Below are 24,066 nucleotides of genomic sequence, written 5' to 3'. Positions count from 1 at the left end.
CTAAATAAATTGTTTTATATTTTTTAAAACAATCTAAGATAATTGTAAATGATATCTGGAGTTCTTGTTAAAATTATTTCAATCACCTTACTCATCGCGGTTGGTGTAGTATTAATACTCGGAATCGGGACCTTATTTAAAGGTGGTAGCACAAGTAAAAAATATTCTAATAAATTAATGCAATTAAGAGTTCTTCTTCAATTTATAGCGATTATTGTCTTAGTTGGGTTTGCTTATTTTTTTAAGAATTAATTATATTTAGATAACCAGTCAACTATAATCGGATCCTCAAAATCAACTATCCCTATTATTCTTGCAAACTCTTCACCATTTTTATTTACAAGCACAGAAGTTGGAACACCCCTTAAGGATAACTTTCTTGCAAGATTTATTTTTGGATCAAAATATGCCTCTAAATTTTTTATGTTTAGATCTTTAAAAAATTCTTTAGATTTTTCTATACTGTCATTGCCTACATTTATTGGAAAGATCTCAATATTATTTAATTTTTTATTTACTTTAAGTTTATCCAAAGATGGCATTTCTTCTTTACATGGTGCGCACCAAACAGCCCAAAAATTCAATAATACAAATTTTCCTTTAAATTCATCTAAATTAATTCTTTTATTTTCTTGATCAAAAAAATACAGATTATCATGCACTTTTAATTCATCATTAATGACTATGTTTTTGAATGGTGAATTTTCAGCAGCTACTACGTTTGCAAGTAAAAATATATATAGTATTAAAATTCTCATAATTAAAAGATATAAATAAATAACATGGCAAATAATAAAAACAATAAAGCAATATGGAATACTAGAATAAAGAAGAAATCATCTGTTTTATATCAAAAAGCTGGGAGCTCTTTAGATATAGATAAACGACTTTTTAGAGAAGATATTTTAGGATCAAAAGCCCATGTTGAAATGCTCTTTAGACAGAAAATTATTTCTTTCAAGATAAAAAATAAAATCATCTATGGGTTGGACAAAATTGAAAAAGAAATAATAAATAAAAAATTTATTTTTAAAAAAGAATATGAAGATATTCATATTAATATTGAAAAAAGACTTTATGAAATAATTGGTGAAGAAGCAGGATATATTCATACAGCTCGATCAAGAAATGATCAGGTTATAACTGATTTTAAATTATGGATTAAATCTTCTACAAAAAATTTAGATTATGAGATAAAAAATTTACTTAAATCTATTATTAAAATATCCGAAAAGAATATTGAAACAATAATGCCTGGTTTTACGCATTTAAAAAATGCTCAACCAATTTCATTTGCTCATTACTTACTATCTTTTGTTGAAATGTTTAATAGAGATAGATCTAGATTTAATAATAATTTAGAAAATTTAAATGAAAATCCACTTGGTGTTGGGGCCTTAACTGGAACTTCATTTAATATTGATAGAAATTACACAACAAAAAAACTTGGTTTTAAAAAGCCTACAAACAATTCTATAGACACTGTTTCTGATAGAGATTTTGTTTTGGATTTTCTATTCAGTTCATCTGTATGTGCTATGCATATATCAAGAATTTCTGAAGAGTTAATAATTTGGAACTCTGATGCATTTAGATTAATTTCATTAAGTGATCAAATAGTTACTGGTTCTTCAATTATGCCTCAGAAAAAAAATCCTGATCTTCTTGAATTTTTACGAGGTAAAACAGGATCATCCTATGGCAATCTTTTTTCAATGTTAACCATTTTAAAAGGTCTTCCAATGTCATATTTTAAAGACCTACAAGATGATAAACAGCTAGTCTTTTCCTCTTATGATAATTTAATTGATAGTTTAAAAATTTTAAATGAAGTTATAAACAATATAACGCCAAATAAAAAGAATATGATCAAATTAGCTGAAACTGGTTTTATCACTGCAACAGATTTAGCGGACTATCTAGTAAAAAGTTGTTCTATGCCGTTTAGAGACGCTTATCAAAAAACAGCATCTATAATTAATTATGCTGAAAAGAATAAAAAAGAACTAAAAGAATTAACTCTTGATGAATTAAAAAAATTCAATCCTAAGTTTACGAGTGATGTGCTTTCAATATTTGATTTAAAAAATTCAATAAATTCTAAAAAATCTTTTGGAGGAACTTCTTTTAGTAATATAAGAAAGATGATAGTCAAATATAAGAAAAATTTATGATAAAAAAAATTACATTATTAATCATTCTTAGTTTTTTAACTTTAACGTGTGGTAAAAAAGCTGACCCTGTTTACAAAGAAAGTAAAGAAAATAATAACACTAAAATTATTAGTGTAATATGAAATATAAAAATAACAATTTTTTCATAGAAAATATTAAAGCTGAAATAATTGCCAAAAAATACGGAACCCCTAGTTATTGTTATTCATACACAAAACTAAAAAATAATATTCTAAATTTTAAGAAAAATTTTCAAATTTTAAATCCATTGGTTTGTTTCGCAGTAAAATCTAACCCTAATTTATTTCTGCTAAAAGAAATAAAAAAATTTGGTTTAGGTGCTGATGTTGTTTCAATTGGAGAATTAATGAGAGCTTTAAAAGCAGGCATAAGCCCAAAAAAGATTGTTTTTTCAGGAGTGGGTAAAACAGAAGAAGAAATAAGATATTCAATTAATAAGAAAATTTTATTGATAAATACTGAGTCTGAAAGTGAAATTAAAGAAATAGAGAGAATCTCTAAATCCATGAATAAAACAATTGATATTGGTATACGTTTAAATCCAAACACTGATGCAAAAACTTTGAGTCAAATCTCTACTGGAAAAAAAGAGAACAAATTTGGAATTGATGAAAATCAATTTCTAAACCTAGTAAAATATGTGAAAAAATCAAAAAATCTTAATTTAAAATGCTTAAGTGTTCATATTGGTAGCCAAATACTGAGTCATAAGCCTTATGAGAAAATGTTAAAAGTTTTAGATCGAGTAATAAAAAAGTCTAATTATCAATTTGAATTTATTGATTTAGGTGGGGGTATGGGTATCGATTATGATGGTTTGAATCAAAAACTAAATTTGAAAAAATACTCAAATGCAATCCAAAAATTCATAAAAAAATACAATTCTAAAATTATTTTTGAACCTGGCAGATCAATAATAGGTGACACTGGTATCATGTTATCAAGAGTTAATTATATTAAAAAAAGTTCAAGAAAAGATTTCATCATATTAGACGCTGCAATGAATGATCTTATGCGCCCAGCCCTATATAATGCAAAACACAGAATATTACCTTTAAATAAGACTAAAAAAAAATCAAAAAAAAATTATGAATTTGTAGGACCAATTTGTGAAAGCACTGATAAATTCTTGAATACAAATCAATTTCAAAAACTTAATGAAAAAGATTACATAATTATTTGTGATGTTGGAGCTTATGGTATGTCGCTTAGTTCTAATTATAATATGAGACCGAAAGCATCAGAAATTTTAGTAAATGGTTCAAAAATTAAAATTATAAGTAAGAGACAAAAGCTCAAAGACTTAATATAGTTTTTGAAATGACTAGAAATATTTTATTTTCATTATTTTTCTTTCTAGGAATTATAATAATTTCTTTGATTTTCTTACCTTCATTTTTTCTTCCTCAAAAAATTGTTTTATTCGGTGGAAAGTTAATGGGCTATTGGTCAGCAATCTGTCTGAGAATCTTCTTAAATGTTAAAATCTTAATTAAAGGTAAAGAAAATATAATTTCAAATGAAAAATTTTTTATTGCTTCATCACATCAGTCGATGTTTGAAACTTTTTACCTTCAAACAATATTTAATTCTCCAGTTTTTATTTTAAAAAATGAACTTTTGTTAATTCCTATTTTTGGATGGTACTTAAAAAAAATTGGATCTATATCAATTAAGAGAAATAAAATAACTAAAGATAATCTAGGATTTATTGATGATATTAATCAAATGATACAAACAACTAATAGACCTTTAATAATTTTTCCTCAAGGAACAAGAGCCTTGCCAGAAGATAGATCAGACTTTAAAAAAGGGGCTGGGAGAATTTATGAGCAAATAAATGTTCCTTGTCAGCCTATAGCGATTAATTCTGGGTATGTTTGGCCTAAAAAAAATCAAAAAATACCAAATAGAACAATAACAATTTCAATATTAAAAAAAATCGATCAGGGTTTATCAAAAGAAAACTTTATACAATTGATACAAAAAGAAATATATGAAGAATTAGATAAAATTAATTAGCCTTTCATGGGCATCACAACATAAATGCTATCGAAATCACCTGGATCCTTAATTAATGCTGGTGAACCAGTATCATTAAAATAAATTTCTATTTTTTCTCCATCTAACTGAGATGCAACGTCCATTAAATATCTTGAATTAAAGCTTATTTCTAGATCATGATCAAAACTAACACTTAAACTTTCTTTACCATCTCCACTATTAGTATTATTTACAGATAAATTTAAAATATCTTTAGACATGTTAAACTTAACACCATCTTTCTTATCTAATGATACAGATGCAACTCTATCAACAGAATCTAAAAATAATTTAAGATCTAGCTCTAATTTTTTCTGATTATTTTTTGGAATAACCTGAATATAATTAGGAAATTTACCATCAATTAATTTTGAAATTAATATACTATTGTCCAGTTCAAACTTTATTTTTGATTTTGCATTAGAAATTTTCACTTCGCCATCATAATTATCGAGTAAAGAACATAATTGAAAAATTGTTTTCTTTGGCAATATAATTGGTTCAAATTCAATTTTATTTTCCAATCTAACTTTTGAAATTGACATTCTATGACTGTCAGTAGCAGCAGCTGTGAGATAAATTTTATCTTCAACTTCCGTTTGATGTAAATAAATCCCACTTAAATAATGTCTAGTCTCATCATTAGAAACTGAGAATTTACATTTGTTTAATAATTTTAATAATTGTTTGGACTTTATTAAAAATTCGTTTTGATTGAAATTTTCATCAGTTAATGGAAATTCAGAAGCATTTATACAATTTAAGTTAAATAAAGATTTTTCCGACTCTACTTGAAGTTTACTTTCATCTTTTAACGATAAGTTTATTTTTTTCCCCGATGTAAACTTTCTTATTATGTCATACATTATTGATGAGGTTGTGGTTGTTCTACCTGGTTCTAAAATTTCTACATTTTTGATTTGATGAATAAAAATCAGATCAAGATCTGTCGCTGTAATAGTTAAGTTTGAATTATTTGCATCTAACAAAATGTTTGAAAGAATTGGCAACGTGCTTCTTTTTTCAATTACACCTTGGCAATAATTTAAGGCTTGCTGTAAATCTTGTTGATTAATATTAAACTTCATTTTCTTGGTTTTTATATAAAATTTGATTTTTTAACTTATTAATATTTTCAACCATTTCCGGATCATTTTCTTTCAATTTTTCAATTGTTTTTACCGAATGAATAATTGTTGTGTGATCTCTGTTAGAAAATTCACGGCCTATTTCTGGTAATGATTTTGATGTTAAAATTTTTGTAAGATAGATTGCAACTTGTCGTGGCCTTACCAAATATCTAGATCTTCTAGCAGACAACATTTCATTTTTACTAATCTTAAAAAACTTACAGACTAAAGTTTGAATTAAGTCAATTGTTACTTTGTTTTCTGAAATATTTAATAAATCTTTTAATACAACTTTTGTTTCACTTATGTTTGGAATCTTATTATAAATTCTTGAAAAAGATACCAGCCTATTAATTGCACCTACAAGCTCTCTTATACTACCTGTAATCTCGTTACTTATAAAATCCTGAATATCTTGAGAAATTTTTTTTTGATCTGAAAATAAAGAAGTTAATTCATCTGCTTTTTTTGCAACAATCTCTTTTCGTAATTGATAATCAGGTTTTTGTATATCCACTACTAAACCTCCTGAAAATCTTGATTTTATTCTTTCTTGAATTCTGGATAATTTATTAGGGGCTCTATCTGCTGATACAATTATTTGTGAACCTTTATCCAATAAAGCGTTAAAAGTATGAAAAAACTCTTCTTGCATTGCTTCTTTACCATTCATAAATTGAATATCGTCTATTAAAAGAATATCAGTATTCCTAAAATATTCTTTAAATTTTACCATATCGTTAGATTTTATAGATTTCACAAATTGGTACATGAATCTCTCTGCTGAAATAAACATTACTTTATTATTTTTTTTTAGTTCTAAACCAATTGCATTGAGTAGATGTGTTTTTCCCATTCCAACACCACCATAAATATACAAAGGATTATAGTGAGCAATATTCTCAGATACTTTTAAAGAAGCTTCATATGCTAACTTATTACTTGATCCTGTAATAAAATTATCAAATCTCTTATTGGGATCTATTCTATTATATTGAAGATAAGAGTCTTTTATAAATGAAACATTTTCATCAAATTTATTTAAATTTGTATCTGTCTCATTTAAATTTTCTTGGATTGATTTTTTTTCTATAATCTTAAACTCTATTCTGTGGATTTCTTTTTTATAATTTTTTATTATTTGTAAAATTTGATCTAAATATCTAGATGTAATCCAATCTCTAATAAATCTAGTTGGGACCGATAATAGAACATAATTATTAACTTCTTCTATAAATTCAATTTTTTTTAACCAACTCTCATAAATATCAGAACCAAGTTTTTTTTTCATTTCTGATTTTACTAATTCCCAATCTAATCTATCTGCATTAATTTGGTTTGGATTATTTTTAGTAAATGTATTGTTCATTGTTTTATTTTTGGAAAAAAATTTTGTAGAACTAAATAGATTTAAGTTCAACAAGTTATTATTAAATCTTAAAAAAAAATAAAATCTTGGATTGTATAAATTTTTGTCACACAAAAAAAATTTTTTTGACAATAAAAAATTTTATGTATCAAAAAATATAAATTTATTTATTGGATAGTTAACAAATTATGTTTATATTTTATTTACTTAATCTAAATATAGTTTTAATAATTTAAAGTTTGATAGATCTAGTAGAATTAATGGTTGTATCAACCTGTAGTTTTTTTCTTAAAGCGCAGAAATTTTCTTTGTAATTCTTGAAACGTTTCTAGAAGCATTTTGTTTTTTGATAATGCCTGTTTTAGCAATTTTCATTAATTCTGAATTCAACTTAGGTAAGAATTTTAAAGCTTCATCTTTCTTCTTTTCTACAATCAGCGCGTTTATTTTCTTTAGAGCATTCTTGTATCTGCTTTTACGTGCTCTATTTACAGTTGTCTGTTTAGCTATTCTTCTAATTCTTTTAATTGCAGATTTTGTATTTGCCATAATTTTGCAGGGGTATAGCCGCTTAAATTACTCTGGTCAATATATTATTTATTATTTTTGGCATATTTTACATAGAAAAGTAGATCTATTTGCCTGAACTATTTTATCAATTGTGCCATTGCAATTAAGCCTTTTACATTTAAGTTTTTCTCTTCCATAAACTTTAAATTCTTTTTGAAACTTTCCTGAGCTACCAAATGTATTTTTAAAATCTCTGATAGTTGAGCCACCTTTAATAATTGCATTTAACAAAATTTTTTTAGAGTTAATGATTATTTTTTTACATTGAGTTCTATTTAAATCATTTACTGATGTTAAAGGATTTATCTTTGATAAATATAAAATTTCACTTGCATATATATTTCCAATTCCTGATACAAATTTCTGATCTAGCAAATAATTTTTGATATCTTTATTTTTGTTTTTGAAATAATTAATCACATATTTTAAATCAAATTTTTTATCAAAAGGCTCTGGACCGTAAAATTTGAAACGATCCTTTAGTTGTTTTTGATCTTTAATCATTTGAAAAAAACCAAATCTTCTTGGATCATTATAAACTAACTTTGAATTTTCAAATTCAAACTCAATATGATTATGTTTTGTCGGTAAATTAGGAGAATTATAAAAACTTGTGTTAGTAAAAAACTTTTTGTTATTTTTTTTTACAACATGAATTGTGCCCGACATACCTAAATGAATAATACAAAATTTCTTATCATTTAATTCCATTATCAAGTATTTTGAGAATCTATGAATTTTATTTATTGATTTATTTTTTAATTCTTTTTCAAATGATGTATTTAGCTTAAATCTTAATTTTCTATTTCTAACTAAAACTTTCTTGATTTTTTTACCAATAAAATTTTTTGCTAATGACTGGCGTACAACTTCTACTTCTGGTAATTCTGGCATTTATTATTATATTAATGGAATAATTAATTTAAAATGCAACAAAATCTTCAAAATAAAAAAGGTTTAGTCCAAGGAGTATTTAATCAAGTTTTTGATAAATACGATTTAATGAATGACTTCATGTCATTAGGTATACATAGATTTTGGAAAAAAAGTTTAATCAATATGATGAATCCATCAAAAAAAAATAACTTAATTGATGTTGCTTGTGGAACTGGTGATATAGGAAAACTTTTTTTAGACAGTACAAATAAAGAAAATTCTATAACTTGCATTGATCCAAATAAAGGAATGATATCGAAAGGGAAAAAAAAACTAAAAAGGTATAAAAATATTAACTGGATTATTTCTAGTGCTGAAAAAATGCCTGTGAAAGATAATTCATTTGACTTTTATACAATAAGTTTCGGACTAAGAAATACAAAAAATCTAGATCTGTCTCTTTCAGAAGCTTATAGAGTTTTAAAACCTGGTGGTAGATTTTTTTGTTTAGAATTTTCTAAAATTCAAAATGAAAATTTAGATTTTATTTACAAACAATACTCAAAACTAATTCCTATTATAGGAAAATATATTGTTGGTGAGAAAGAACCCTATGAATATTTAATTGAAAGTATAGATAAATTCCTAAATCAAGAAGAACTATTAGATTTAATAAAAAAAAATAAATTTGAAAAATGTAATTATAGAAATTTATCAGGTGGAATAGTTTCAATACATACTGGTTGGAAAATTTAATGATCAAAAAACTTTTCACATTATTTAAATTAGGCAGAAAAGTTGCAAAATCAGATATTCTTAATATTGCCTCTCAATTTCAAACACCACCATTAGCAATAACGATAATATTTAAATTATTGGCTTTTTCTTTATCAGACAAAAAAAATTTATCGACAAATAAAGATGAAGGAGAAAGATTATCTGATACACTAGAAAGTCTAGGAACAACATTTATCAAGCTTGGTCAATTTTTAGCAACCAGACCAGACATAATAGGCGAACAGCTTTCAAAAAAATTAGAGAGCCTTCAAGATAGACTGCCTCCATTTTCAATAAGTGATGCAAAACAGATTATAAAAGAAGACTTAGGAGAAGAAACTTATAATTCAATAATTGATATTAGTGATCCAGTTGCGGCAGCATCTATAGCTCAAGTTCATAAAGCAAAAATAAATGACAATGGGACCATTAAAGATGTGGCTATTAAAATTTTAAGACCAAATATTAAAAAAGAATTTAATGAAGAGATAGATGCAATGATGTTATTTGCTTTTTTAATTGAATCTGCAATTAAAAAAACAAAAAGATTAAAATTAGTAGATGTAGTTTTTTTATTAAAAGAAATTACTAACCTAGAGATGGATTTAAGATTTGAGGCAGCTGCTGCTAATGAGTATGCTGAGAATACAAAAAATGATGCTGGTTTTAGAGTCCCAAAAATTTATTGGAATTATACTAGTGAAAATGTAATGACATTAGATTGGGTAGATGGTGTTTCTATACGTGAGACAGAAGAGCTTAAAAAACAAAATATAGATACAAAAAAAATTGCTGAAGATATTATTCAACATTTTTTAAGACACGCTGTTAGAGATGGTTTTTTTCACGCTGATATGCATCAAGGAAATGTTTTTATAGATACCTCGGGCCAAATTGTTCCTATAGATTTTGGTATAATGGGAAGATTGGATAAAATGAGTAAAAGATTTCTAGCTGAAATTTTATTTGGTTTTATTCAAAGAGATTACAAAAAGGTTGCTGAGGTACATCTCTTAGCAGGTCTTGTGCCACCAGATGTCCCTATCAATGATTTAGCTCAAGCATTAAGATCAATTGGAGAACCAATTTTTGGACAAGAAGTTAAAGATATTTCTGGTGGAAAACTATTAAAGCAATTATTTGATGTAACTGAAAAATTTAATATGCAGACACAACCTCAATTATTAATGCTTCAAAAAACTATGGTGGTAGTGGAAGGTGTTGCAAGAAAACTCAATCCAAATACAAATATATGGACTACATCAAAGCCTGTTTTGGAAAGTTGGTTAAGAGAAACTAAGGACCCCATAAAGACTATTAACGAAACTTTAGATACTACCTCGGAAGTCATTAAAAGATTGCCAGAATTTCCAGAAATAATGGATAAAGCTAACCAAGCTTTAACGTTTCTTGCTAATGGTCAAATACCTCAAAATTCAAATTCTTATAACACTTTAAATAATAAAAAATCTGAAATGTTAGCTTTTAGAAATCAAACAATTATTGGATTTTTACTGCTTGTAATTTTAAGTCTATTGGTATTTTAATCGCTCAATGAAAAGTTTAATAAATAAAAAAGTGTTGTTGATTATTTGTGGTGGCATTGCTGCTTATAAAAGTCTTGAATTAATAAGACTTCTAAAAAAAAATGGAGCAACAATTAAAACTATACTAACAAAAAGTGGTAGTAAATTTGTTACTCCCTTATCTATCACATCTTTATCGCAGTCAAAAGTTTATCAGGATCTTTTCAGTTTAGAGGATGAAGCTGAGATGGATCATATAAGCTTATCTAGATGGTCAGATCTTATATTAATTGCACCTGCAACAGCTAATACAATTTCAAAACTTGCCAATGGTATTTCTGATGATTTAGCTTCTACGGTTGCCCTTGCTTCTAATAAAAAAATTTTTATCGCTCCTGCGATGAATGTAAGAATGTGGGAACATAAATCCACCAAGGATAATATAAAAAAACTTAAATCTTATAATTATGAATTAATAGGACCTGAAATAGGAGATATGGCTTGTGGTGAGTATGGAGAAGGAAAAATGTCAGAACCTGTATCAATTCTAAAAGAAATAGGTAATTATTTTGATATTTTAAATTCAAATAATAAATATAAGGCAGTAGTTACAGCTGGGCCGACTCATGAGTATATTGATCCTGTGAGATACATCACAAATAAATCAAGTGGCAAACAAGGTTATGAAATTGCAAAATCTTTATCTAACAAAGGGTTTGAAACTACTTTGATATCAGGTCCAACTAATCTAGAGATAGATGATACAGTAAATTTGATTAGAGTTGAAACAGCAGAAGAAATGTTTAAAGCAACTCAAAATAACTTGCCTGCTGATGTTGCTATTTTTTCAGCGGCTGTGGGTGACTATAAAGCAAAACACCTATCTAAATTTAAAGTCAAGAAGCAAGATAATTTTAATCTCGAATTAGAAAAAAATATTGATATTCTTAACTATGTTTCTAATCATAATTCTTTAAGACCTAAGCTTGTAATAGGTTTTGCGGCAGAAACAAATAATTTAGAAAATTATTCAATTAAAAAACTTAATGATAAAAATTGTGATTGGATAATTGCAAATGATGTGTCTAATAAAAAAATAGGTTTTAACTCAGAATTTAATGAAGTTTCAATTTATTATAAAAAAGGAAATAAAGAAAAATTATCTTATAAACATAAATCTGAAATTTCAGATGAAATCGTTGAAAAAATTATTAATCATTTGAACTAATGGTTAGAGTTTTAATTAAAAAATTAAATCCATCTGTACAATTGCCTTCTTATAAAACAAGTGGAGCATCAGGAATGGATTTAATGGCTTTCATTGAAAAACCAATAAATTTAGAGCCTGGTAAATCATGTTTGGTACCAACTGGTTTATCTTTAGCTTTTCCAGAAGAATATGAAATTCAAATACGTCCTAGATCAGGTTTGGCTGCTAAAAATAATATTACTGTTTTGAATACGCCTGGAACTATTGATAGTGACTACAGAGGTGAGTTAAAAATAATTTTATTTAATCATGGTAATGAGAATTTTTTAATAAATAATAATGATAGAGTTGCTCAAATGATATTAACACCAATTATAAAAATGGAACTACATGAAAAAGAAGAGCTGCCAGAAACAGTAAGAGGTGAGGGAGGTTTTGGCTCTACTGGGAAATGAACAAAAATCTAAAAAAATCTCAAATTGAGAGATACTCACGACAACTAGTTTTAAAAAATATTGGAGCAAAAGGACAAGAAAAGATTCTATCTGCTCAAATTTTAATTGTAGGTGTTGGTGGTTTAGGATGTCCAGCAGCAGAAAATCTTGTTAGATCTGGTATTGGAAATATTGGATTAATTGATGATGATATTGTTGGTCTTTCGAATATTCATAGACAAAGTTTATTTGATACAAGAGATGTTAATAAATCAAAAGTCATCGTTGCTAAGAAAAAATTAAAAGCAATTAACCCAAATACAAAAATAAAAACATACAAAAAAAGATTAAATAATAAAAATATTAAAGAAATAATGAAAAATTATGATCTAATAATTGATGGATCGGATAATTTTGAAACTAAATTTTTACTAAATGATATCTGTTTGAAGTATAAAAAAAAATTAATAACTGGTGCCATCAGTAAATTTGATGGTCACATTTTTACTTTCAATTTTAAAGACAAAAAAACTGCATCCTTAAGAGATTTTTACCAAGAAGAAGAAATAAGTGATGATATTCTTAATTGTGAGTTTGAGGGTGTGCTTGGAACTACAGCAACAATAATTGGTGCCGTACAAGCAAACGAAGCAATAAAAATGATAACCGAAATTGGTCAAAATTTAAATAATGAAATATTAATTATAGATTTGTTAAATTTAAATTTTCGAAAAGTAAAATTTAAAAAAATATAAGTTTTGTCTAAATTTATGATAAAATTAATTTTAATTATCTTGCTTATTCCTTCGTTTTCTTTTTCACAAGAAACATTTCTTTCATTAAAAAAAAACAAAGTTAATGTTAGATACGGACCGGGATTTAATTTTCAAGTAAAATATGTTTACAACAAAATCAATCTACCAATAAAACAAATCGACCAAAAAGAGAATTTTAGAAGAATAATCGATTTAAAAAATAATAGTGGTTGGATACATGTCTCTCAACTTAAAAAAGCTAACTCAATAATAGTTTTGGAAGACAAAGTTTTATTTTCAAAACCAACTTTATTTTCGCAACCAGTTGCAAAAATTAAGACTGGACGATTATTAATAATTAATAAGTGCGTAAATGACTGGTGTAAAATTAAAACAGAGAATTATTCTGGTTGGATAAAAACTAATAATATTTGGGGATCAATTAATTAAAATCTGCAGATAGAGAGTTTACTGTTGCATCAGTAAGTTTTGTTGTATGTGAATACTCATTATGATCAATACCTAATTCTATTAGAGAAGATTTTGATTTAAATTTATTTATTTGTTCTTCATTTAATTGAAAGTGAATAAATTGAACAGATGATGCTTTACCATCAGCTGATGTTCTGTCCACATCTTCTTCTGGCACAGCCTTAACTATGTCACCATCTATTTTCATAAATACTTTTTCCTCTATTCCACCTACTTTTCCTAAAAACGCAGCTCTTGAAACGGGATTGTCAATTTCGAACATTAGTGTTGCTGTTAATTCCTTACCATTAGGAACTAAAGGATTGTAAGCTGCTAATTCATCATTTAATTGTTCATCCCCACCTTTTTCAATATAAAGCATTTCTTGAATTTGAGCCAACATCGTTTCATAACTTTCAAAATAAAAAGTTGCGTAAGGTCCAAGAGGAACTCTTCTATCTTTTTTAAAATCAACAATATTCTTTCTAAGCTCACCTCTATTTTTTGTGTAGGTGTCTAAAGGCATTATATCTTCTTTAGTTATTTCTCTTTTATCTTTTGGCATAATTATAATTTATAACTTTTAGCCATTAATTCGATAGGGTGTAGTGCCTCATCGTTAGCTATATTTGTGTCAGCTTCTAATTGTTTCAAATGTTTGCCAGCTAACGGACAATCAGATGCCATATATTTGTTGTTTTTAGTTTTAATTTGTCGAGCTGTTGGTCTTCCGACTTTTTTAGCTAAATCATGAGTTTCTTTCATGACACCAAAAGTACCTCCATGGCCAGCACACCTCTCAACAACATCAATTTTTACATTTGGAATTAGTTTAAGCATATCTCTTGCTTTAATACCCATATTTTGAGCCCTGGCGTGGCAAGCATGATGAACAGTCACACCGCCATCAATTTCTTGTAAACCGTCAGCTAAACCCTCATTGTTAGCTATATCCACAACGTACTCGTCAATATCCATTACATTCTCAGATAATTTTTTTACAGTTTCATCATTTGGTAATAACAATGGCCACTCAAATTTAAGCATTAAACCACAGCTAGCTGTTAATGTTACAACTTTATACCCTTTGTTTATCCATTCTACCAAGTCTGCAGAAACTTTTTTAGCCTGTTCTACAACTTTTGGTAAATCTGCTTGTTCTAAAAACGGCATTCCGCAACAACCTGGATATGCCTCTTGAACTTCAACACCATTTTTCTTTAACACCTTAAGAGCAGCTACACCTGTATTCTTTTTATTAAAATTAACAAAACAAGTTGAGTAGATTACAACTTTTCTATCATTGCTTTTGTCATCAAATTTTATTTGATGATTATTTTTCTTAAAGAAATTTGAAAATGTTTCAGAATTATATTTCGGCAATTGAACTCTAGCATCAATTCCTGCAATAATTTCTAATAATTTTCTAAAAAATTTATTTTTAATATCAGAAACCCAATTTATTAATCCTGAAAGCAATACTCCTATTTTTGAATTCCTATCTATCTCTGCTAATTGTCTAGGAATAGCTGGCAATTTTCCTAATTTTTTTTGCGCTGTTCTGTACCTCAACATTAAATGCGGAAAATCTAAATCAAAATCATGTGGCGGCACATATGGACACTTGGTCATAAAACACATGTCACATAAAGTACAAGCATCTACAACAGGTGCAAATTGATTGCTCGATAAGCTTTCTACATCCTCATCTTTAGACTCATCAATCATATCAAATAGCTTTGGAAATGAGTCACACAAATTAAAGCACCTTCTACAACCATGACAAATATCAAAAACTCTTCTCATTTCTGAATCCAACTTCTCAGGATTGGTAAAATCTGGATGTTCAAAATCTATTGGATGTCTAATAGGTGCTTCTGTACTGCCCTCTTTGCTCATATAATTAAATTTGTAATTAATATTAATGATAAAGACACAATTAAGGCTGGCTCATTAAACCAATCTCTAAACAATTGTATAATTTGTCCTATCATTTTTGTAAAAATTTTTGTGTTAAAATTTAGTGGGCATATTTAATGCCCACTAAGAATATTTATTAGCTAATAGATTCTAAAGTTTTTTGGAATTTACCAGCGTGTGATTTTTCAGCTTTTGCTAAAGTTTCAAACCAATCTGCAATTTCTTCAAAACCTTCTTCCCTTGCAGTTTTAGCCATACCTGGGTACATGTCAGTGTATTCATGTGTTTCACCCTCAATAGCTGAAGCAAGATTTGCTTTCGTTTCACCAATTGGTTTACCAGTAGCAGGGTCACCAACTTGCTCTAGGTACTCTAAATGACCATGTGCATGTCCAGTTTCACCTTCTGCTGTAGATCTGAAAACTGTAGCTACATCATTGTAACCTTCGATATCTGCTTTTTGAGCGAAATAAAGGTATCTTCTGTTAGCTTGACTTTCACCAGCAAATGCTGCTTTTAAGTTTTCTTCTGTTTTACTTCCTTTTAAAGACATTGTTTTCTCCTTAAATTAAATGTGTACAACATATAATCATTCTAAACTATATGTCAACAGTTTAGAATCATTTTAATGTATTTTTTAAATAACTGAAATTATTGTATTATTTTTGATTTTGATAATCACTCGCAACTTTAATCAGAACCTCAACTGAATTTATTTTTTTTCCAGTAATATTATTTTTAATTTTTACTTGTTCTAAATTACTTTCATCACAATCAATAAGCTCATTTGTGTCCTCGTCAAAAAAATGATGGTGCACAGTAGTGTTGGTATCAAAATAACTCTTATCACTGTTTATTGAAATCTCTTTTAAATAACCTTTGTTTTTAAAGGCATGTACAGTGTTATAAACTGTAGCCAGTGAGATTTTTTCACTAAGTTTATCGCTAATAATTTTTGTTAGATCGTTAATAGTAAAATGAAAAGTGTTTTCTCTATCAAACAAAACCTCACATATTTTTAGTCTTTGTCTTGTAGGTCTTAAGCCTGATTTTCTTAATTTATCAATAAAATCAACGTTTTTTATCATGTTAATTATAACTATTCTAAACTATTTCTATATTATATTACAAATAAATCAAGTATTAAGGGAGTTCAATTTTTATGAAAAAAAACTCTTTCAGCTATGACGATCTTATCAAATGTGGAAATGGGGACTTATTTGGTCCTGGAAATGCAAAATTGCCACTTCCTCCAATGCTTATGTTTGATAGGATTACCAGTATAAATGATGACAATGGTCAATTCGAAAAAGGCTCATTGTCAGCAGAGCTTGATGTGAAAAAAGATTTGTGGTTCTTTGACTGTCATTTCAAAGAAGATCCTGTAATGCCAGGTTGTCTTGGTTTAGACGCGATGTGGCAACTTGTGGGTTTTTTTCTTGGATGGTTAGGAAATCCAGGAAAAGGTAGGGCACTTGGTGTTGGAACTGTTAAATTTACAGGAGAGGTTTTACAAAATATAAAACTTGTTAAATATAAAATAGATATGAAAAAAATTATGTCGCCTGGTGGTACAACAGTAGGTTTAGCAAATGGAGTTGTTTACGCAGACGATAAAAAAATTTACACTGCAGAAAGTTTGAAAGTGGGGTTATTTAAATCATGAGAAGAGTAGTAATTACAGGACTTGGGATTGTATCTTGTTTAGGAAACAATCAAGAAGAAGTGCATCAATCATTATTAAATTCAAAATCAGGAATTTCATTCGCTGAAGAGTATAAAGAACACAATTTAAAAAGTAATATTCACGGAAAACCGAATATCAAACTGGAAGACCATGTAGATAGAAAAACTATAAGATTTATGGGATCTGGTTCTGCTTATAATTATATAGCCATGAAAGAAGCTGTAAAAGACTCTGGACTAGAAGATAATCAAGTTAGCAACTTTAAAACTGGTTTAGTCATGGGGTCTGGTGGCCCTTCTATAGAAAATGTTGTTCTGTCAGTTGATAAAACTAGAGCAAAAACACCAAAACTAATGGGACCATTTATAGTCCCAAGAACCATGGCAAGTACTGCTTCTGCTACTTTAGCAGTTCCATTTAAAATAAAAGGTGTGAATTACACAATGAGTTCAGCATGTGCTACGAGTGGACATTGTATTGGACATGCCAGTGAATTAATCCAAATGGGTAAACAAGATATTGTTTTTGCTGGGGGAAGTGAAGAATTGCACTGGGCTATGACTGCTATGTTTGATGCTATGACAGCACTTTCATCTAAATACAACGATACACCAGAAAAAGCATCAAGAGCTTACGATAAAACTAGAGATGGTTTTGTAATAGCAGGTGGTGCAGGTGTTTTGGTCTTAGAAGAATATGAACACGCTAAAGCACGTGGAGCAAAAATTTATGCTGAATTAACAGGTTATGGCGCAACATCAGATGGTTATGACATGGTAGCTCCATCAGGAGAAGGAGCAGTTAGATGTATGAAAATGGCTTTATCTACTGCTAAAAATAAAATTGATTACATCAATACTCACGGTACATCCACACCAGTTGGTGATATTACTGAACTTAATGCAGTTAAAGAAACTTTTGGAAATGAAATACCAAAAATAAGTTCAACTAAATCTTTATCAGGCCATCCACTAGGAGCTGCTTCTGTGCATGAGGCAATATATTGTCTTATTATGATGAAAAACAATTTTATCACTGGTTCAGCAAATATTAATGATATGGATGAAGAAGCTAAAAAATTTCCGATAGTTACAAAAACTGAAACTAGTGCAAAACTTAATACTGTAATGTCTAATAGTTTTGGATTTGGTGGTACTAATGCAGCTTTAATATTTGAAAAGGTAGAATGATGAGCTTAATGAAAGGAAAAAAAGGATTAATCATGGGAGTCGCTAACGAGCGATCAATTGCCTGGGGCATATCTCAAAAATTAGCTGAGGCTGGAGCTGAACTAGCTTTTACATATCTTGGTGATGCTTTAAAAAAAAGAGTTGTCCCCTTAGCAGAAAAATTAAATTCAAATGTTACATTTAGCTGTGATGTAGAAAAACAAGAGGAAGTTATTAAACTTTTTGAAGATATCAAATCATCATGGGGTGAGATTGATTTTGTTGTTCATGCAGTAGCCTTTTCAGATAAATCAGAGTTATCAGGAGAATATCTTAACACAACCCGAGAAAATTTCTTAAGAAGTATGTTAATCTCATGCTTTTCATTTACAGAGGTTGCAAGAGAAGCTCAAAAAGTAATGAAGCAAAATGGAAGTATGATAACACTTACTTATGAGTCTACTAAAGCAATTCCAAATTACAATGTAATGGGGGTTTGCAAATCTGCTTTAGAAGCAAGTGTTAAGTATTTAGCTAGAGATCTTGGCACTAAAGGAATTAGGGTAAACGCTATTAGCGCTGGACCCATTAAAACATTAGCGGCATCTGCGATAGGGGATGCAAAATTTTTATATAAATGGAATGAAGATCATTCGTTTTTAAAAAGAAATGTAGATATCCATGATGTTGGAAATTCTGCTTTATACTTATTAAGCGATCTTGCAAATGGTGTTACAGGGGAAATTCACTATGTAGATGCAGGTTACAATAAAGTTGGAATGCCAGATCCTAAAAATTTCACTTAAAATTAAGTTAAATTTGTTTATAAATTAGATATGAATAGAAGAGATTTTTGTAAAACAGTAAGTTCAGCATTAATAGCTTGGGGGCTAAACCCAGTATTAGCATTGGCTGATAATGGAAATAAAATTCTTAATGGAGAATTTTTTATAGACTCAAAATCTGCAAGCAATGGATTTAATGATTTAAATGATAATATTATTGAAACAAAAAATGAGAAATCAATAATTAAAGTCAAAGATGATTTTTATCTCGTAAGACCAGAAACAAAACTGAAATTTATTTCAAATAAACTTACTGAGGTTATTAAAGGATCTGTTCATGCGGTATTCAGCAAACAAAAAGATGAGTTAAAGGTTAAAATTCCTCAAGGAACTATAGGTATAAGAGGAACTACAATCTTTGTAGATTTAGAACCTTCTAAAAATAGAAGTTATTTTTGTAATTGTTATGGTGAAACAGTTCTATATGGCAACGATGGCAAGTTAATAAAAACAATTGTTTCGGATGGTCACAAATCTGGTGCCTTTACAGATGATGGAAAGTTTAGACCATATTTTCATAACTACTTATTCAATAAGTATGCAAAAAATCATCCAAGAATATTTGATGATGAAATGGAAAAAGCTGGCTGTATTGTCAAAGACAGTCACTGTACTTTAAAATCGTAATTCAATCTCTCTTCCAAAGTAAAGGAAAAAACTCATCTGGCAGTTTATCAGAATCTTCTTTTTTGTATTTCTTATAAGTTTTAGCGGTACCACCATTGTTTGTTGGATGAAATTTAGCATCAGAGGGGACACAATGAGAAACAATTGCTCTTCTATGTTTATCTGAAGTGTTTATGCCTGAACCATGCCACATATATCCATGGTGAAAAGCAACACCGCCGGCTGGCACCTCTACGTAAACAATATCTAAATCTTTGTTATTTTTTTCAGCAAATATTTTTAGTTGCTCCCTATAATCTTCTGGTGAATGAAATTCTCCTTTGGGTGGTTGTAATCCCCATTTATGAGAACCCTTAACATACTCAAGAGTACCTGTTTCTTTTGTAGTATCATCTAAAGACATCCAACAAGTCATCATAGTTTGTGGAATAATCCAATCATCATATGCAGCGTCTTGATGATAACCAAGAGTTTTTCCTCCTGGAGGTTTCCATAAAACATTGTCTTGAATTAATTTTGAACCGTTCCAATTCATTAATTCAGCACAAGCTTTTCCAACAATTTCATGACAAACAAAACTTTTAATCAAATTATCAGACTTCCAACCATTACAAATTTGTCTGGTTACATCAACAGGGTCTTTGTCAAATTTCCAGTTCCATTCATCAGGCTCTATTCCAGTTTCAAATTTACCTTTAAATAATGGTTCAAATTTTCTTTTTACATTTTCAATAAAATCTCTTTCTATGAATTTTTCTAAAATAATAAAACCATCACGATTAAAGTTGTTAATTAACGTATGGTCTAATTCCAAATTGATCATTTGAATATATTATTAAATTTATTGATTTGTGAAAGGGGCGTTCTGTTGCCAAGTGCCCCTAACTATGCACAAAATCCTTAAACTTTAAAAACTAGCAATCGCAAAATTAGACTAATCATAAAATAATGCCGACCAAATGCCGACTCCAAATTGAGTCGGCCGAAAGCTATATTTTGGACTAATCGTTCAAGATTTGTTAATCTTGGATTATGAAAAAAGTTTTAGGAATTTTAATTTTAAGTTTGCTCTTAAATTCATTTGTCTATGCTAGTTCTTTTAGAACAGGTCAAAAGATAAATAATGAATTAAAAATTTCAAAACATTTTATAATACCACTTTCTGAAGGCAATTGGGAAGTTGTTAGAAGACAAACAATGAGTTCCTGGGGAATTAAACAAAGAATAATAGGCATAATAAAAACTGAGAATAATGAGATAGTTGAAATGATAGAAGTTTATGAAGGATTGCTTGGTGGTACATATATTTCTCATATTGACACAGCAATTAATGAAATCATGTTTAAAAATAAATATGACGGTTGTTATGAAAAACCAGAATACTACCACTTAGAATTGTTTAAAAAAGGACGAGTTCACAATTGCATGGTAGTTAGTCACTGGGATACCGAAAAAGAATTATATCGTCCAGATGATCCAGGAAAAAAAGGTGTAGCTCGTATGTATAGAAATTGGGTTAGAGAAAATTCATATATTACTCCAAAAATTTCTTTAACGAGTACACATAGCTATTTCTCAAGACACTCCGGAGGAAATTGGTATTCTGTAATTTATTTAATTAATCCAAAAAATTTAGGTGCTCCAAAAAATAAATTTTATGGAGAAGAAAATTCGGAGTATCACAAGTATAATATAGAAAATTATCCTGAACATAAAAAGATAATGGATAAATGGATGTCAATTTCATCAAAAAGACATATGGAGTTTGAAAATTATAATAAAGCAAAAAAAACTCATAAACTTAATTTAAGTCAATTCATTTTAGATTTCGATAACGTAAAAAATGAAAATGAAGAAAATATTACTGAACAAATAATTGAATTAAATAAACTTTATAAAGAAGGTATTCTCACCAAGGAAGAATTCGAAAAAGCCAAAAAGAAAATTTTGAACTAAATTTTCTGTATTAAGACATCACATGGCCGTCCAAACTTGCATTAACTTTCTAAAACGATCGATAGATCTAACTAATCAGGAATAGTGAAGGGGCGTTCTGTTGCCAGATGCCCCAAACCCCTGAAATTATTATGAGTTAGCTTGTTTAATAGAAAGTTTAACTTTTCCTCTATCAAAACCAATAACTTTAACTTTAACTTCGTCGCCTTCTTTAACAACATCGGTTACTTTAGCTACTCTTTTATCTGCAAGTTCTGAAATATGGACAAGTCCATCTTGTTTTCCTAAGAAATTAACAAACGCACCAAACTCCATAATCTTCATTACTTTTCCACTATAAATTTTATTAAGTTCAGCTTTTGCAGTAATGTCTTTGATCATCTGCATTGCTTTGTTTCTAGACTCTTCATCTGGAGCAGCAACTGTTACTTCTCCTTCATCATTAATATCAACTTTAGCTCCTGAAACTTCAACAATTTCTCTAATCGTTGCTCCACCTTTACCAATCACTGCTGCTATATCTTTTTTATCAACAGTAATTTTTTCCATCTTTGGAGTATGTTTTCCAACATCAGTTCTTGAAGCTGATAATGCTTTATTCATTTCACCAAGAATATGAATTCTTCCATCTTTAGCTTGTTTTAAAGCTTGGTCCATTATCTCAAATGTAATACCAGTAATTTTAATATCCATTTGTAAAGAAGTAATACCATCTTTTGTTCCAGCTACTTTAAAATCCATATCACCTAAGTGATCTTCATCACCTAAGATATCGGATAAAACTGAAAAATCATCACCTTCTTTAATAAGTCCCATGGCAATACCAGCAACAGGTTCTTTAATTGGAACACCTGCATCCATTAAAGCTAATGATGTACCACAAACTGTAGCCATAGACGAAGATCCGTTGGACTCTGTAATCTCAGATACTATTCTAAAAGTATAAGGAAAAGATTCTTTTGGCGGCAGTGATGAATTAATTGCTCTCCATGCTAATTTTCCATGTCCAATTTCTCTTCTTCCAGTTCCTATTCTGCCAGTTTCACCAACTGAAAATGGAGGAAAATTATAATGAAGCATAAATCGCTCTTTTTGCAAACCATCTAAACTTTCAATTTTTTGCTCATCATCTGATGTTCCAAGAGTTGTTGTTACGATTGCTTGAGTTTCTCCTCTTGTAAATAGAGCTGAACCATGTGTTCTTGGTAAAATTCCAACTTCGCATGATATTGGTCTTACATCAGATAAACCTCTGCCATCTATTCTATTTTTATTTTTTAAGATATCTGTTCTTACTATTCTTTTCTCAAGGTTTTTTAATTCAGAATTAACATCTAAATCAGTATAATTTTCATTTTCTTCAAATAACTTTTTAGCTTTATCTGTTATGTCAGAAATCTGATTTGATCTATCTTGCTTATCTCTTGTTCCAAAAGCTTTTTTAAGATCTTCTGTAAAGCTATCCTCTAATACTTTTTTAACTTCTGAAAGATCTTTTTTTTCAACAACCCACTCTGGTTTTCTGCAATCTTTAGCAAGATCTTCGATCATCTCTATAACTGGTACAAAACCTTCATGGCCAAATTTTACAGCATTTAACATCTCTTCTTCAGTCAAACCATTTGCCTCGGACTCGACCATTAAAACGGCATCTTTTGTTCCTGCCACCACTAAATCTAACTTAGATTTTTTAAGCTCTTCCTTTGAAGGATTTAATACATAATTTCCATCTATATAACCAACTCTTGATGCTCCAACCGGTCCAAGAAATGGCATACCAGAAATTGCTAATGCTGCTGAAGAGGCAGTAATAGATAAAATATCAGCTTCATTTTCTTTATCATATGAAATTACAGTTGGTAATAACTGTACTTCATTTTTAAATTCATCTGGAAACAGAGGTCTGATTGGTCTATCGATCAATCTTGATATTAATGTTTCGCTCTCGGTTGGTCTTGCTTCTCTTTTAAAATACCCGCCAGGTATTTTTCCTGCTGCATAATATTTCTCTTGATAATTCACTGATAATGGAAAGTAATCTACATCTGGATTAACCTTTTTAGCACCTACAACCGTTGCCAATACAACTGTTTCTCCACATTGAGCAATTATTGCTCCGTCTGCTTGTCTTGCTATTTTTCCTGTTTCTAAACTTATTTTCTTTCCTGCTACTTCTATTTCTTTCTTGTGTACTTTAAACATTTCTTTTCCGTTTCCTTCTTTTCGTTTCGTTCCGTGCTATCTATTTCGATCTTATTTTCTTAAATTCAATTTAGACAATACATTTTTGTAAGAATCTAATTTATTTTTCTTTAGATATTCTAACAATTTCTTTCTTCTATTTACCGCTCTTAATAAACCAACTGAAGAATGTTTGTCTTTCTTAAATTGTTTTATATGTTTTGAAAGAGTTTCAATTTTTTCTGTTAACAATGCTATTTGCACTTCTGATGAACCAGTGTCCTTTTCATGCATTGCTAATTCACTTGCTTTTTTACTCATATTT

Annotated in this window: 28 protein-coding genes; 16 read left to right on the top strand and 12 right to left on the bottom strand. The window is 28.8% G+C overall.

Going from position 1 to position 24,066, the window contains the following annotated elements:
* Nucleotides 1-48: 48 nt before the first annotated feature.
* A complete protein-coding gene (locus ACTT9U_RS02890) occupies nt 49-252 on the top strand; it encodes a twin transmembrane helix small protein (protein ID WP_440931690.1) in 204 nt (67 codons plus the stop codon).
* Here the strand turns inward: ACTT9U_RS02890 and ACTT9U_RS02885 are convergent.
* Nucleotides 249-758 (bottom strand): TlpA family protein disulfide reductase, encoded by a 510-nt coding sequence (locus tag ACTT9U_RS02885; protein ID WP_440931689.1) that lies wholly within the window; start codon nt 756-758, stop codon nt 249-251. The genes ACTT9U_RS02890 and ACTT9U_RS02885 overlap by 4 nt on opposite strands.
* A 24-nt stretch (nt 759-782) precedes the next feature.
* Here ACTT9U_RS02885 and argH point away from each other — a divergent pair, with 24 nt between their 5' ends.
* From argH to ACTT9U_RS02865, 4 genes are read left to right on the top strand one after another with little or no spacing between them, the layout of a single operon-like run.
* A complete protein-coding gene (gene argH, locus ACTT9U_RS02880; protein ID WP_440931688.1) occupies nt 783-2,174 on the top strand; it encodes an argininosuccinate lyase in 1,392 nt (463 codons plus the stop codon).
* Nucleotides 2,171-2,296, top strand: coding sequence for a hypothetical protein (locus ACTT9U_RS02875; RefSeq protein ID WP_440931687.1), 126 nt, complete (start codon nt 2,171-2,173; stop codon nt 2,294-2,296). Before argH ends, ACTT9U_RS02875 begins: the two co-directional genes overlap by 4 nt.
* Nucleotides 2,293-3,507, top strand: a complete 1,215-nt coding sequence (lysA, locus tag ACTT9U_RS02870) for a diaminopimelate decarboxylase (protein WP_440931686.1) — start codon at nt 2,293-2,295, stop codon at nt 3,505-3,507. Before ACTT9U_RS02875 ends, lysA begins: the two co-directional genes overlap by 4 nt.
* 8 nt (nt 3,508-3,515) lie before the next feature.
* Nucleotides 3,516-4,217, top strand: a complete 702-nt coding sequence (locus ACTT9U_RS02865) for a lysophospholipid acyltransferase family protein (RefSeq protein ID WP_440931685.1) — start codon at nt 3,516-3,518, stop codon at nt 4,215-4,217.
* On the opposite strand, the gene dnaN is transcribed toward ACTT9U_RS02865, so the two are convergent.
* The 4 genes from dnaN to mutM form a co-directional block, all read right to left on the bottom strand.
* Nucleotides 4,214-5,326 (bottom strand): DNA polymerase III subunit beta, encoded by a 1,113-nt coding sequence (dnaN, locus tag ACTT9U_RS02860; RefSeq protein WP_440931684.1) that lies wholly within the window; start codon nt 5,324-5,326, stop codon nt 4,214-4,216. The two genes, ACTT9U_RS02865 and dnaN, sit on opposite strands and share 4 nt — an antisense overlap.
* Complete coding sequence (dnaA, locus tag ACTT9U_RS02855) at nt 5,316-6,737, bottom strand: chromosomal replication initiator protein DnaA (RefSeq protein WP_440931683.1); 1,422 nt, start codon at nt 6,735-6,737, stop codon at nt 5,316-5,318. The genes dnaN and dnaA overlap by 11 nt, the downstream gene beginning before the upstream one ends.
* Before the next feature lie 288 nt (nt 6,738-7,025).
* The gene (rpsT, locus tag ACTT9U_RS02850; RefSeq protein ID WP_440931682.1) at nt 7,026-7,286 is read right to left on the bottom strand and encodes a 30S ribosomal protein S20; all 261 of its coding nucleotides are present in this window, start codon (nt 7,284-7,286) and stop codon (nt 7,026-7,028) included.
* A 51-nt stretch (nt 7,287-7,337) separates the two neighbouring features.
* Nucleotides 7,338-8,201: a bifunctional DNA-formamidopyrimidine glycosylase/DNA-(apurinic or apyrimidinic site) lyase gene (gene mutM, locus ACTT9U_RS02845; RefSeq protein WP_440931681.1), complete on the bottom strand. Its 864-nt coding sequence runs from the start codon at nt 8,199-8,201 to the stop codon at nt 7,338-7,340.
* A 33-nt stretch (nt 8,202-8,234) separates the two neighbouring features.
* Between mutM and ubiE the strand changes: the two genes are divergently transcribed.
* The 6 genes from ubiE to ACTT9U_RS02815 are packed head-to-tail and all read left to right on the top strand — an operon-like array spanning nt 8,235 to nt 13,335.
* Nucleotides 8,235-8,939 carry a bifunctional demethylmenaquinone methyltransferase/2-methoxy-6-polyprenyl-1,4-benzoquinol methylase UbiE gene (gene ubiE, locus ACTT9U_RS02840; RefSeq protein ID WP_440931680.1) on the top strand — a complete coding sequence of 235 codons (705 nt, stop codon included), beginning with the start codon at nt 8,235-8,237 and terminating at the stop codon, nt 8,937-8,939.
* The gene (gene ubiB, locus ACTT9U_RS02835; protein ID WP_440931679.1) at nt 8,939-10,507 is read left to right on the top strand and encodes a 2-polyprenylphenol 6-hydroxylase; all 1,569 of its coding nucleotides are present in this window, start codon (nt 8,939-8,941) and stop codon (nt 10,505-10,507) included. Before ubiE ends, ubiB begins: the two co-directional genes overlap by 1 nt.
* Before the next feature lie 7 nt (nt 10,508-10,514).
* On the top strand, nt 10,515-11,714 hold the full coding sequence (gene coaBC / locus ACTT9U_RS02830; protein ID WP_440931678.1) for a bifunctional phosphopantothenoylcysteine decarboxylase/phosphopantothenate--cysteine ligase CoaBC: 1,200 nt from the start codon (nt 10,515-10,517) through the stop codon (nt 11,712-11,714).
* On the top strand, nt 11,714-12,151 hold the full coding sequence (dut, locus tag ACTT9U_RS02825) for a dUTP diphosphatase (RefSeq protein ID WP_440931677.1): 438 nt from the start codon (nt 11,714-11,716) through the stop codon (nt 12,149-12,151). Before coaBC ends, dut begins: the two co-directional genes overlap by 1 nt.
* Nucleotides 12,148-12,885, top strand: a complete 738-nt coding sequence (locus tag ACTT9U_RS02820; protein ID WP_440931676.1) for a HesA/MoeB/ThiF family protein — start codon at nt 12,148-12,150, stop codon at nt 12,883-12,885. The genes dut and ACTT9U_RS02820 overlap by 4 nt, the downstream gene beginning before the upstream one ends.
* A 15-nt stretch (nt 12,886-12,900) precedes the next feature.
* Nucleotides 12,901-13,335, top strand: a complete 435-nt coding sequence (locus ACTT9U_RS02815) for an SH3 domain-containing protein (protein ID WP_440931675.1) — start codon at nt 12,901-12,903, stop codon at nt 13,333-13,335.
* On the opposite strand, the gene ACTT9U_RS02810 is transcribed toward ACTT9U_RS02815, so the two are convergent.
* The 4 genes from ACTT9U_RS02810 to ACTT9U_RS02795 form a co-directional block, all read right to left on the bottom strand.
* Nucleotides 13,328-13,921: a DUF3501 family protein gene (locus ACTT9U_RS02810; RefSeq protein ID WP_440931674.1), complete on the bottom strand. Its 594-nt coding sequence runs from the start codon at nt 13,919-13,921 to the stop codon at nt 13,328-13,330. The two genes, ACTT9U_RS02815 and ACTT9U_RS02810, sit on opposite strands and share 8 nt — an antisense overlap.
* Before the next feature lie 2 nt (nt 13,922-13,923).
* A complete protein-coding gene (locus ACTT9U_RS02805) occupies nt 13,924-15,255 on the bottom strand; it encodes a (Fe-S)-binding protein (protein ID WP_440931673.1) in 1,332 nt (443 codons plus the stop codon).
* A gap of 157 nt (nt 15,256-15,412) precedes the next feature.
* Nucleotides 15,413-15,829, bottom strand: a complete 417-nt coding sequence (locus tag ACTT9U_RS02800; protein ID WP_014953887.1) for a rubrerythrin family protein — start codon at nt 15,827-15,829, stop codon at nt 15,413-15,415.
* Nucleotides 15,830-15,935: 106 nt separating this feature from the next.
* Complete coding sequence (locus tag ACTT9U_RS02795; protein WP_440931672.1) at nt 15,936-16,364, bottom strand: Fur family transcriptional regulator; 429 nt, start codon at nt 16,362-16,364, stop codon at nt 15,936-15,938.
* Nucleotides 16,365-16,438: 74 nt separating this feature from the next.
* Between ACTT9U_RS02795 and fabA the strand changes: the two genes are divergently transcribed.
* Genes fabA through ACTT9U_RS02775 form a run of 4 tightly spaced genes read left to right on the top strand, consistent with a single transcriptional unit; the run spans nt 16,439 to nt 19,604 of the window.
* On the top strand, nt 16,439-16,942 hold the full coding sequence (fabA, locus tag ACTT9U_RS02790) for a bifunctional 3-hydroxydecanoyl-ACP dehydratase/trans-2-decenoyl-ACP isomerase (RefSeq protein ID WP_440931671.1): 504 nt from the start codon (nt 16,439-16,441) through the stop codon (nt 16,940-16,942).
* Entirely contained in the window at nt 16,939-18,153 is a 1,215-nt protein-coding gene (fabB, locus tag ACTT9U_RS02785) for a beta-ketoacyl-ACP synthase I (protein WP_440931670.1), read from the top strand. The genes fabA and fabB overlap by 4 nt, the downstream gene beginning before the upstream one ends.
* Complete coding sequence (locus tag ACTT9U_RS02780; RefSeq protein ID WP_440931669.1) at nt 18,153-18,938, top strand: enoyl-ACP reductase FabI; 786 nt, start codon at nt 18,153-18,155, stop codon at nt 18,936-18,938. Before fabB ends, ACTT9U_RS02780 begins: the two co-directional genes overlap by 1 nt.
* Nucleotides 18,939-18,968: 30 nt before the next feature.
* Nucleotides 18,969-19,604: a hypothetical protein gene (locus ACTT9U_RS02775; protein WP_440931668.1), complete on the top strand. Its 636-nt coding sequence runs from the start codon at nt 18,969-18,971 to the stop codon at nt 19,602-19,604.
* Nucleotide 19,605: 1 nt separating this feature from the next.
* Here ACTT9U_RS02775 and ACTT9U_RS02770 read toward each other — a convergent pair whose 3' ends face one another.
* A complete protein-coding gene (locus ACTT9U_RS02770; protein ID WP_440931667.1) occupies nt 19,606-20,427 on the bottom strand; it encodes a phytanoyl-CoA dioxygenase family protein in 822 nt (273 codons plus the stop codon).
* A 209-nt stretch (nt 20,428-20,636) separates the two neighbouring features.
* On the opposite strand from ACTT9U_RS02770, the gene ACTT9U_RS02765 reads away from it, so the two are divergent.
* Nucleotides 20,637-21,560, top strand: a complete 924-nt coding sequence (locus ACTT9U_RS02765; RefSeq protein ID WP_440931666.1) for an SHOCT domain-containing protein — start codon at nt 20,637-20,639, stop codon at nt 21,558-21,560.
* A gap of 129 nt (nt 21,561-21,689) precedes the next feature.
* Here ACTT9U_RS02765 and pnp read toward each other — a convergent pair whose 3' ends face one another.
* Together pnp and rpsO are read right to left on the bottom strand one after the other, a co-directional pair.
* The gene (pnp, locus tag ACTT9U_RS02760; RefSeq protein ID WP_440931665.1) at nt 21,690-23,762 is read right to left on the bottom strand and encodes a polyribonucleotide nucleotidyltransferase; all 2,073 of its coding nucleotides are present in this window, start codon (nt 23,760-23,762) and stop codon (nt 21,690-21,692) included.
* A gap of 51 nt (nt 23,763-23,813) precedes the next feature.
* A complete protein-coding gene (gene rpsO, locus ACTT9U_RS02755; protein ID WP_014953896.1) occupies nt 23,814-24,062 on the bottom strand; it encodes a 30S ribosomal protein S15 in 249 nt (82 codons plus the stop codon).
* Nucleotides 24,063-24,066 lie beyond the last annotated feature (4 nt).

Source organism: Candidatus Pelagibacter sp. (assembly GCF_052049975.1).
Classification (GTDB): domain Bacteria; phylum Pseudomonadota; class Alphaproteobacteria; order Pelagibacterales; family Pelagibacteraceae; genus Pelagibacter.
The sequence above is the reverse complement of the archived record's forward strand: the minus strand, read 5'-3'. Positions and strand labels throughout refer to the sequence as shown.

What these genes read in the sequence shown, in the direction of transcription:
- ACTT9U_RS02890 (WP_440931690.1), top strand. Translation starts at nt 49, where the DNA reads ATGATATCTGGAGTTCTTGTTAAAATTATTTCAATCACCTTACTCATC.
- mutM (WP_440931681.1), bottom strand. Translation starts at nt 8,201, where the DNA reads ATGCCAGAATTACCAGAAGTAGAAGTTGTACGCCAGTCATTAGCAAAA.
- ubiE (WP_440931680.1), top strand. Translation starts at nt 8,235, where the DNA reads ATGCAACAAAATCTTCAAAATAAAAAAGGTTTAGTCCAAGGAGTATTT.
- fabA (WP_440931671.1), top strand. Translation starts at nt 16,439, where the DNA reads ATGAAAAAAAACTCTTTCAGCTATGACGATCTTATCAAATGTGGAAAT.
- lysA (WP_440931686.1), top strand. Translation starts at nt 2,293, where the DNA reads ATGAAATATAAAAATAACAATTTTTTCATAGAAAATATTAAAGCTGAA.
- argH (WP_440931688.1), top strand. Translation starts at nt 783, where the DNA reads ATGGCAAATAATAAAAACAATAAAGCAATATGGAATACTAGAATAAAG.
- coaBC (WP_440931678.1), top strand. Translation starts at nt 10,515, where the DNA reads ATGAAAAGTTTAATAAATAAAAAAGTGTTGTTGATTATTTGTGGTGGC.
- fabB (WP_440931670.1), top strand. Translation starts at nt 16,939, where the DNA reads ATGAGAAGAGTAGTAATTACAGGACTTGGGATTGTATCTTGTTTAGGA.
- ACTT9U_RS02885 (WP_440931689.1), bottom strand. Translation starts at nt 758, where the DNA reads ATGAGAATTTTAATACTATATATATTTTTACTTGCAAACGTAGTAGCT.
- dut (WP_440931677.1), top strand. Translation starts at nt 11,714, where the DNA reads ATGGTTAGAGTTTTAATTAAAAAATTAAATCCATCTGTACAATTGCCT.
- dnaA (WP_440931683.1), bottom strand. Translation starts at nt 6,737, where the DNA reads ATGAACAATACATTTACTAAAAATAATCCAAACCAAATTAATGCAGAT.
- ACTT9U_RS02765 (WP_440931666.1), top strand. Translation starts at nt 20,637, where the DNA reads ATGAAAAAAGTTTTAGGAATTTTAATTTTAAGTTTGCTCTTAAATTCA.
- ACTT9U_RS02875 (WP_440931687.1), top strand. Translation starts at nt 2,171, where the DNA reads ATGATAAAAAAAATTACATTATTAATCATTCTTAGTTTTTTAACTTTA.
- ACTT9U_RS02795 (WP_440931672.1), bottom strand. Translation starts at nt 16,364, where the DNA reads ATGATAAAAAACGTTGATTTTATTGATAAATTAAGAAAATCAGGCTTA.
- ACTT9U_RS02810 (WP_440931674.1), bottom strand. Translation starts at nt 13,921, where the DNA reads ATGCCAAAAGATAAAAGAGAAATAACTAAAGAAGATATAATGCCTTTA.
- ACTT9U_RS02865 (WP_440931685.1), top strand. Translation starts at nt 3,516, where the DNA reads ATGACTAGAAATATTTTATTTTCATTATTTTTCTTTCTAGGAATTATA.
- ACTT9U_RS02775 (WP_440931668.1), top strand. Translation starts at nt 18,969, where the DNA reads ATGAATAGAAGAGATTTTTGTAAAACAGTAAGTTCAGCATTAATAGCT.
- ACTT9U_RS02820 (WP_440931676.1), top strand. Translation starts at nt 12,148, where the DNA reads ATGAACAAAAATCTAAAAAAATCTCAAATTGAGAGATACTCACGACAA.
- ubiB (WP_440931679.1), top strand. Translation starts at nt 8,939, where the DNA reads ATGATCAAAAAACTTTTCACATTATTTAAATTAGGCAGAAAAGTTGCA.
- dnaN (WP_440931684.1), bottom strand. Translation starts at nt 5,326, where the DNA reads ATGAAGTTTAATATTAATCAACAAGATTTACAGCAAGCCTTAAATTAT.
- rpsT (WP_440931682.1), bottom strand. Translation starts at nt 7,286, where the DNA reads ATGGCAAATACAAAATCTGCAATTAAAAGAATTAGAAGAATAGCTAAA.
- rpsO (WP_014953896.1), bottom strand. Translation starts at nt 24,062, where the DNA reads ATGAGTAAAAAAGCAAGTGAATTAGCAATGCATGAAAAGGACACTGGT.
- ACTT9U_RS02770 (WP_440931667.1), bottom strand. Translation starts at nt 20,427, where the DNA reads ATGATCAATTTGGAATTAGACCATACGTTAATTAACAACTTTAATCGT.
- pnp (WP_440931665.1), bottom strand. Translation starts at nt 23,762, where the DNA reads ATGTTTAAAGTACACAAGAAAGAAATAGAAGTAGCAGGAAAGAAAATA.
- ACTT9U_RS02780 (WP_440931669.1), top strand. Translation starts at nt 18,153, where the DNA reads ATGAGCTTAATGAAAGGAAAAAAAGGATTAATCATGGGAGTCGCTAAC.
- ACTT9U_RS02805 (WP_440931673.1), bottom strand. Translation starts at nt 15,255, where the DNA reads ATGAGCAAAGAGGGCAGTACAGAAGCACCTATTAGACATCCAATAGAT.
- ACTT9U_RS02815 (WP_440931675.1), top strand. Translation starts at nt 12,901, where the DNA reads ATGATAAAATTAATTTTAATTATCTTGCTTATTCCTTCGTTTTCTTTT.
- ACTT9U_RS02800 (WP_014953887.1), bottom strand. Translation starts at nt 15,829, where the DNA reads ATGTCTTTAAAAGGAAGTAAAACAGAAGAAAACTTAAAAGCAGCATTT.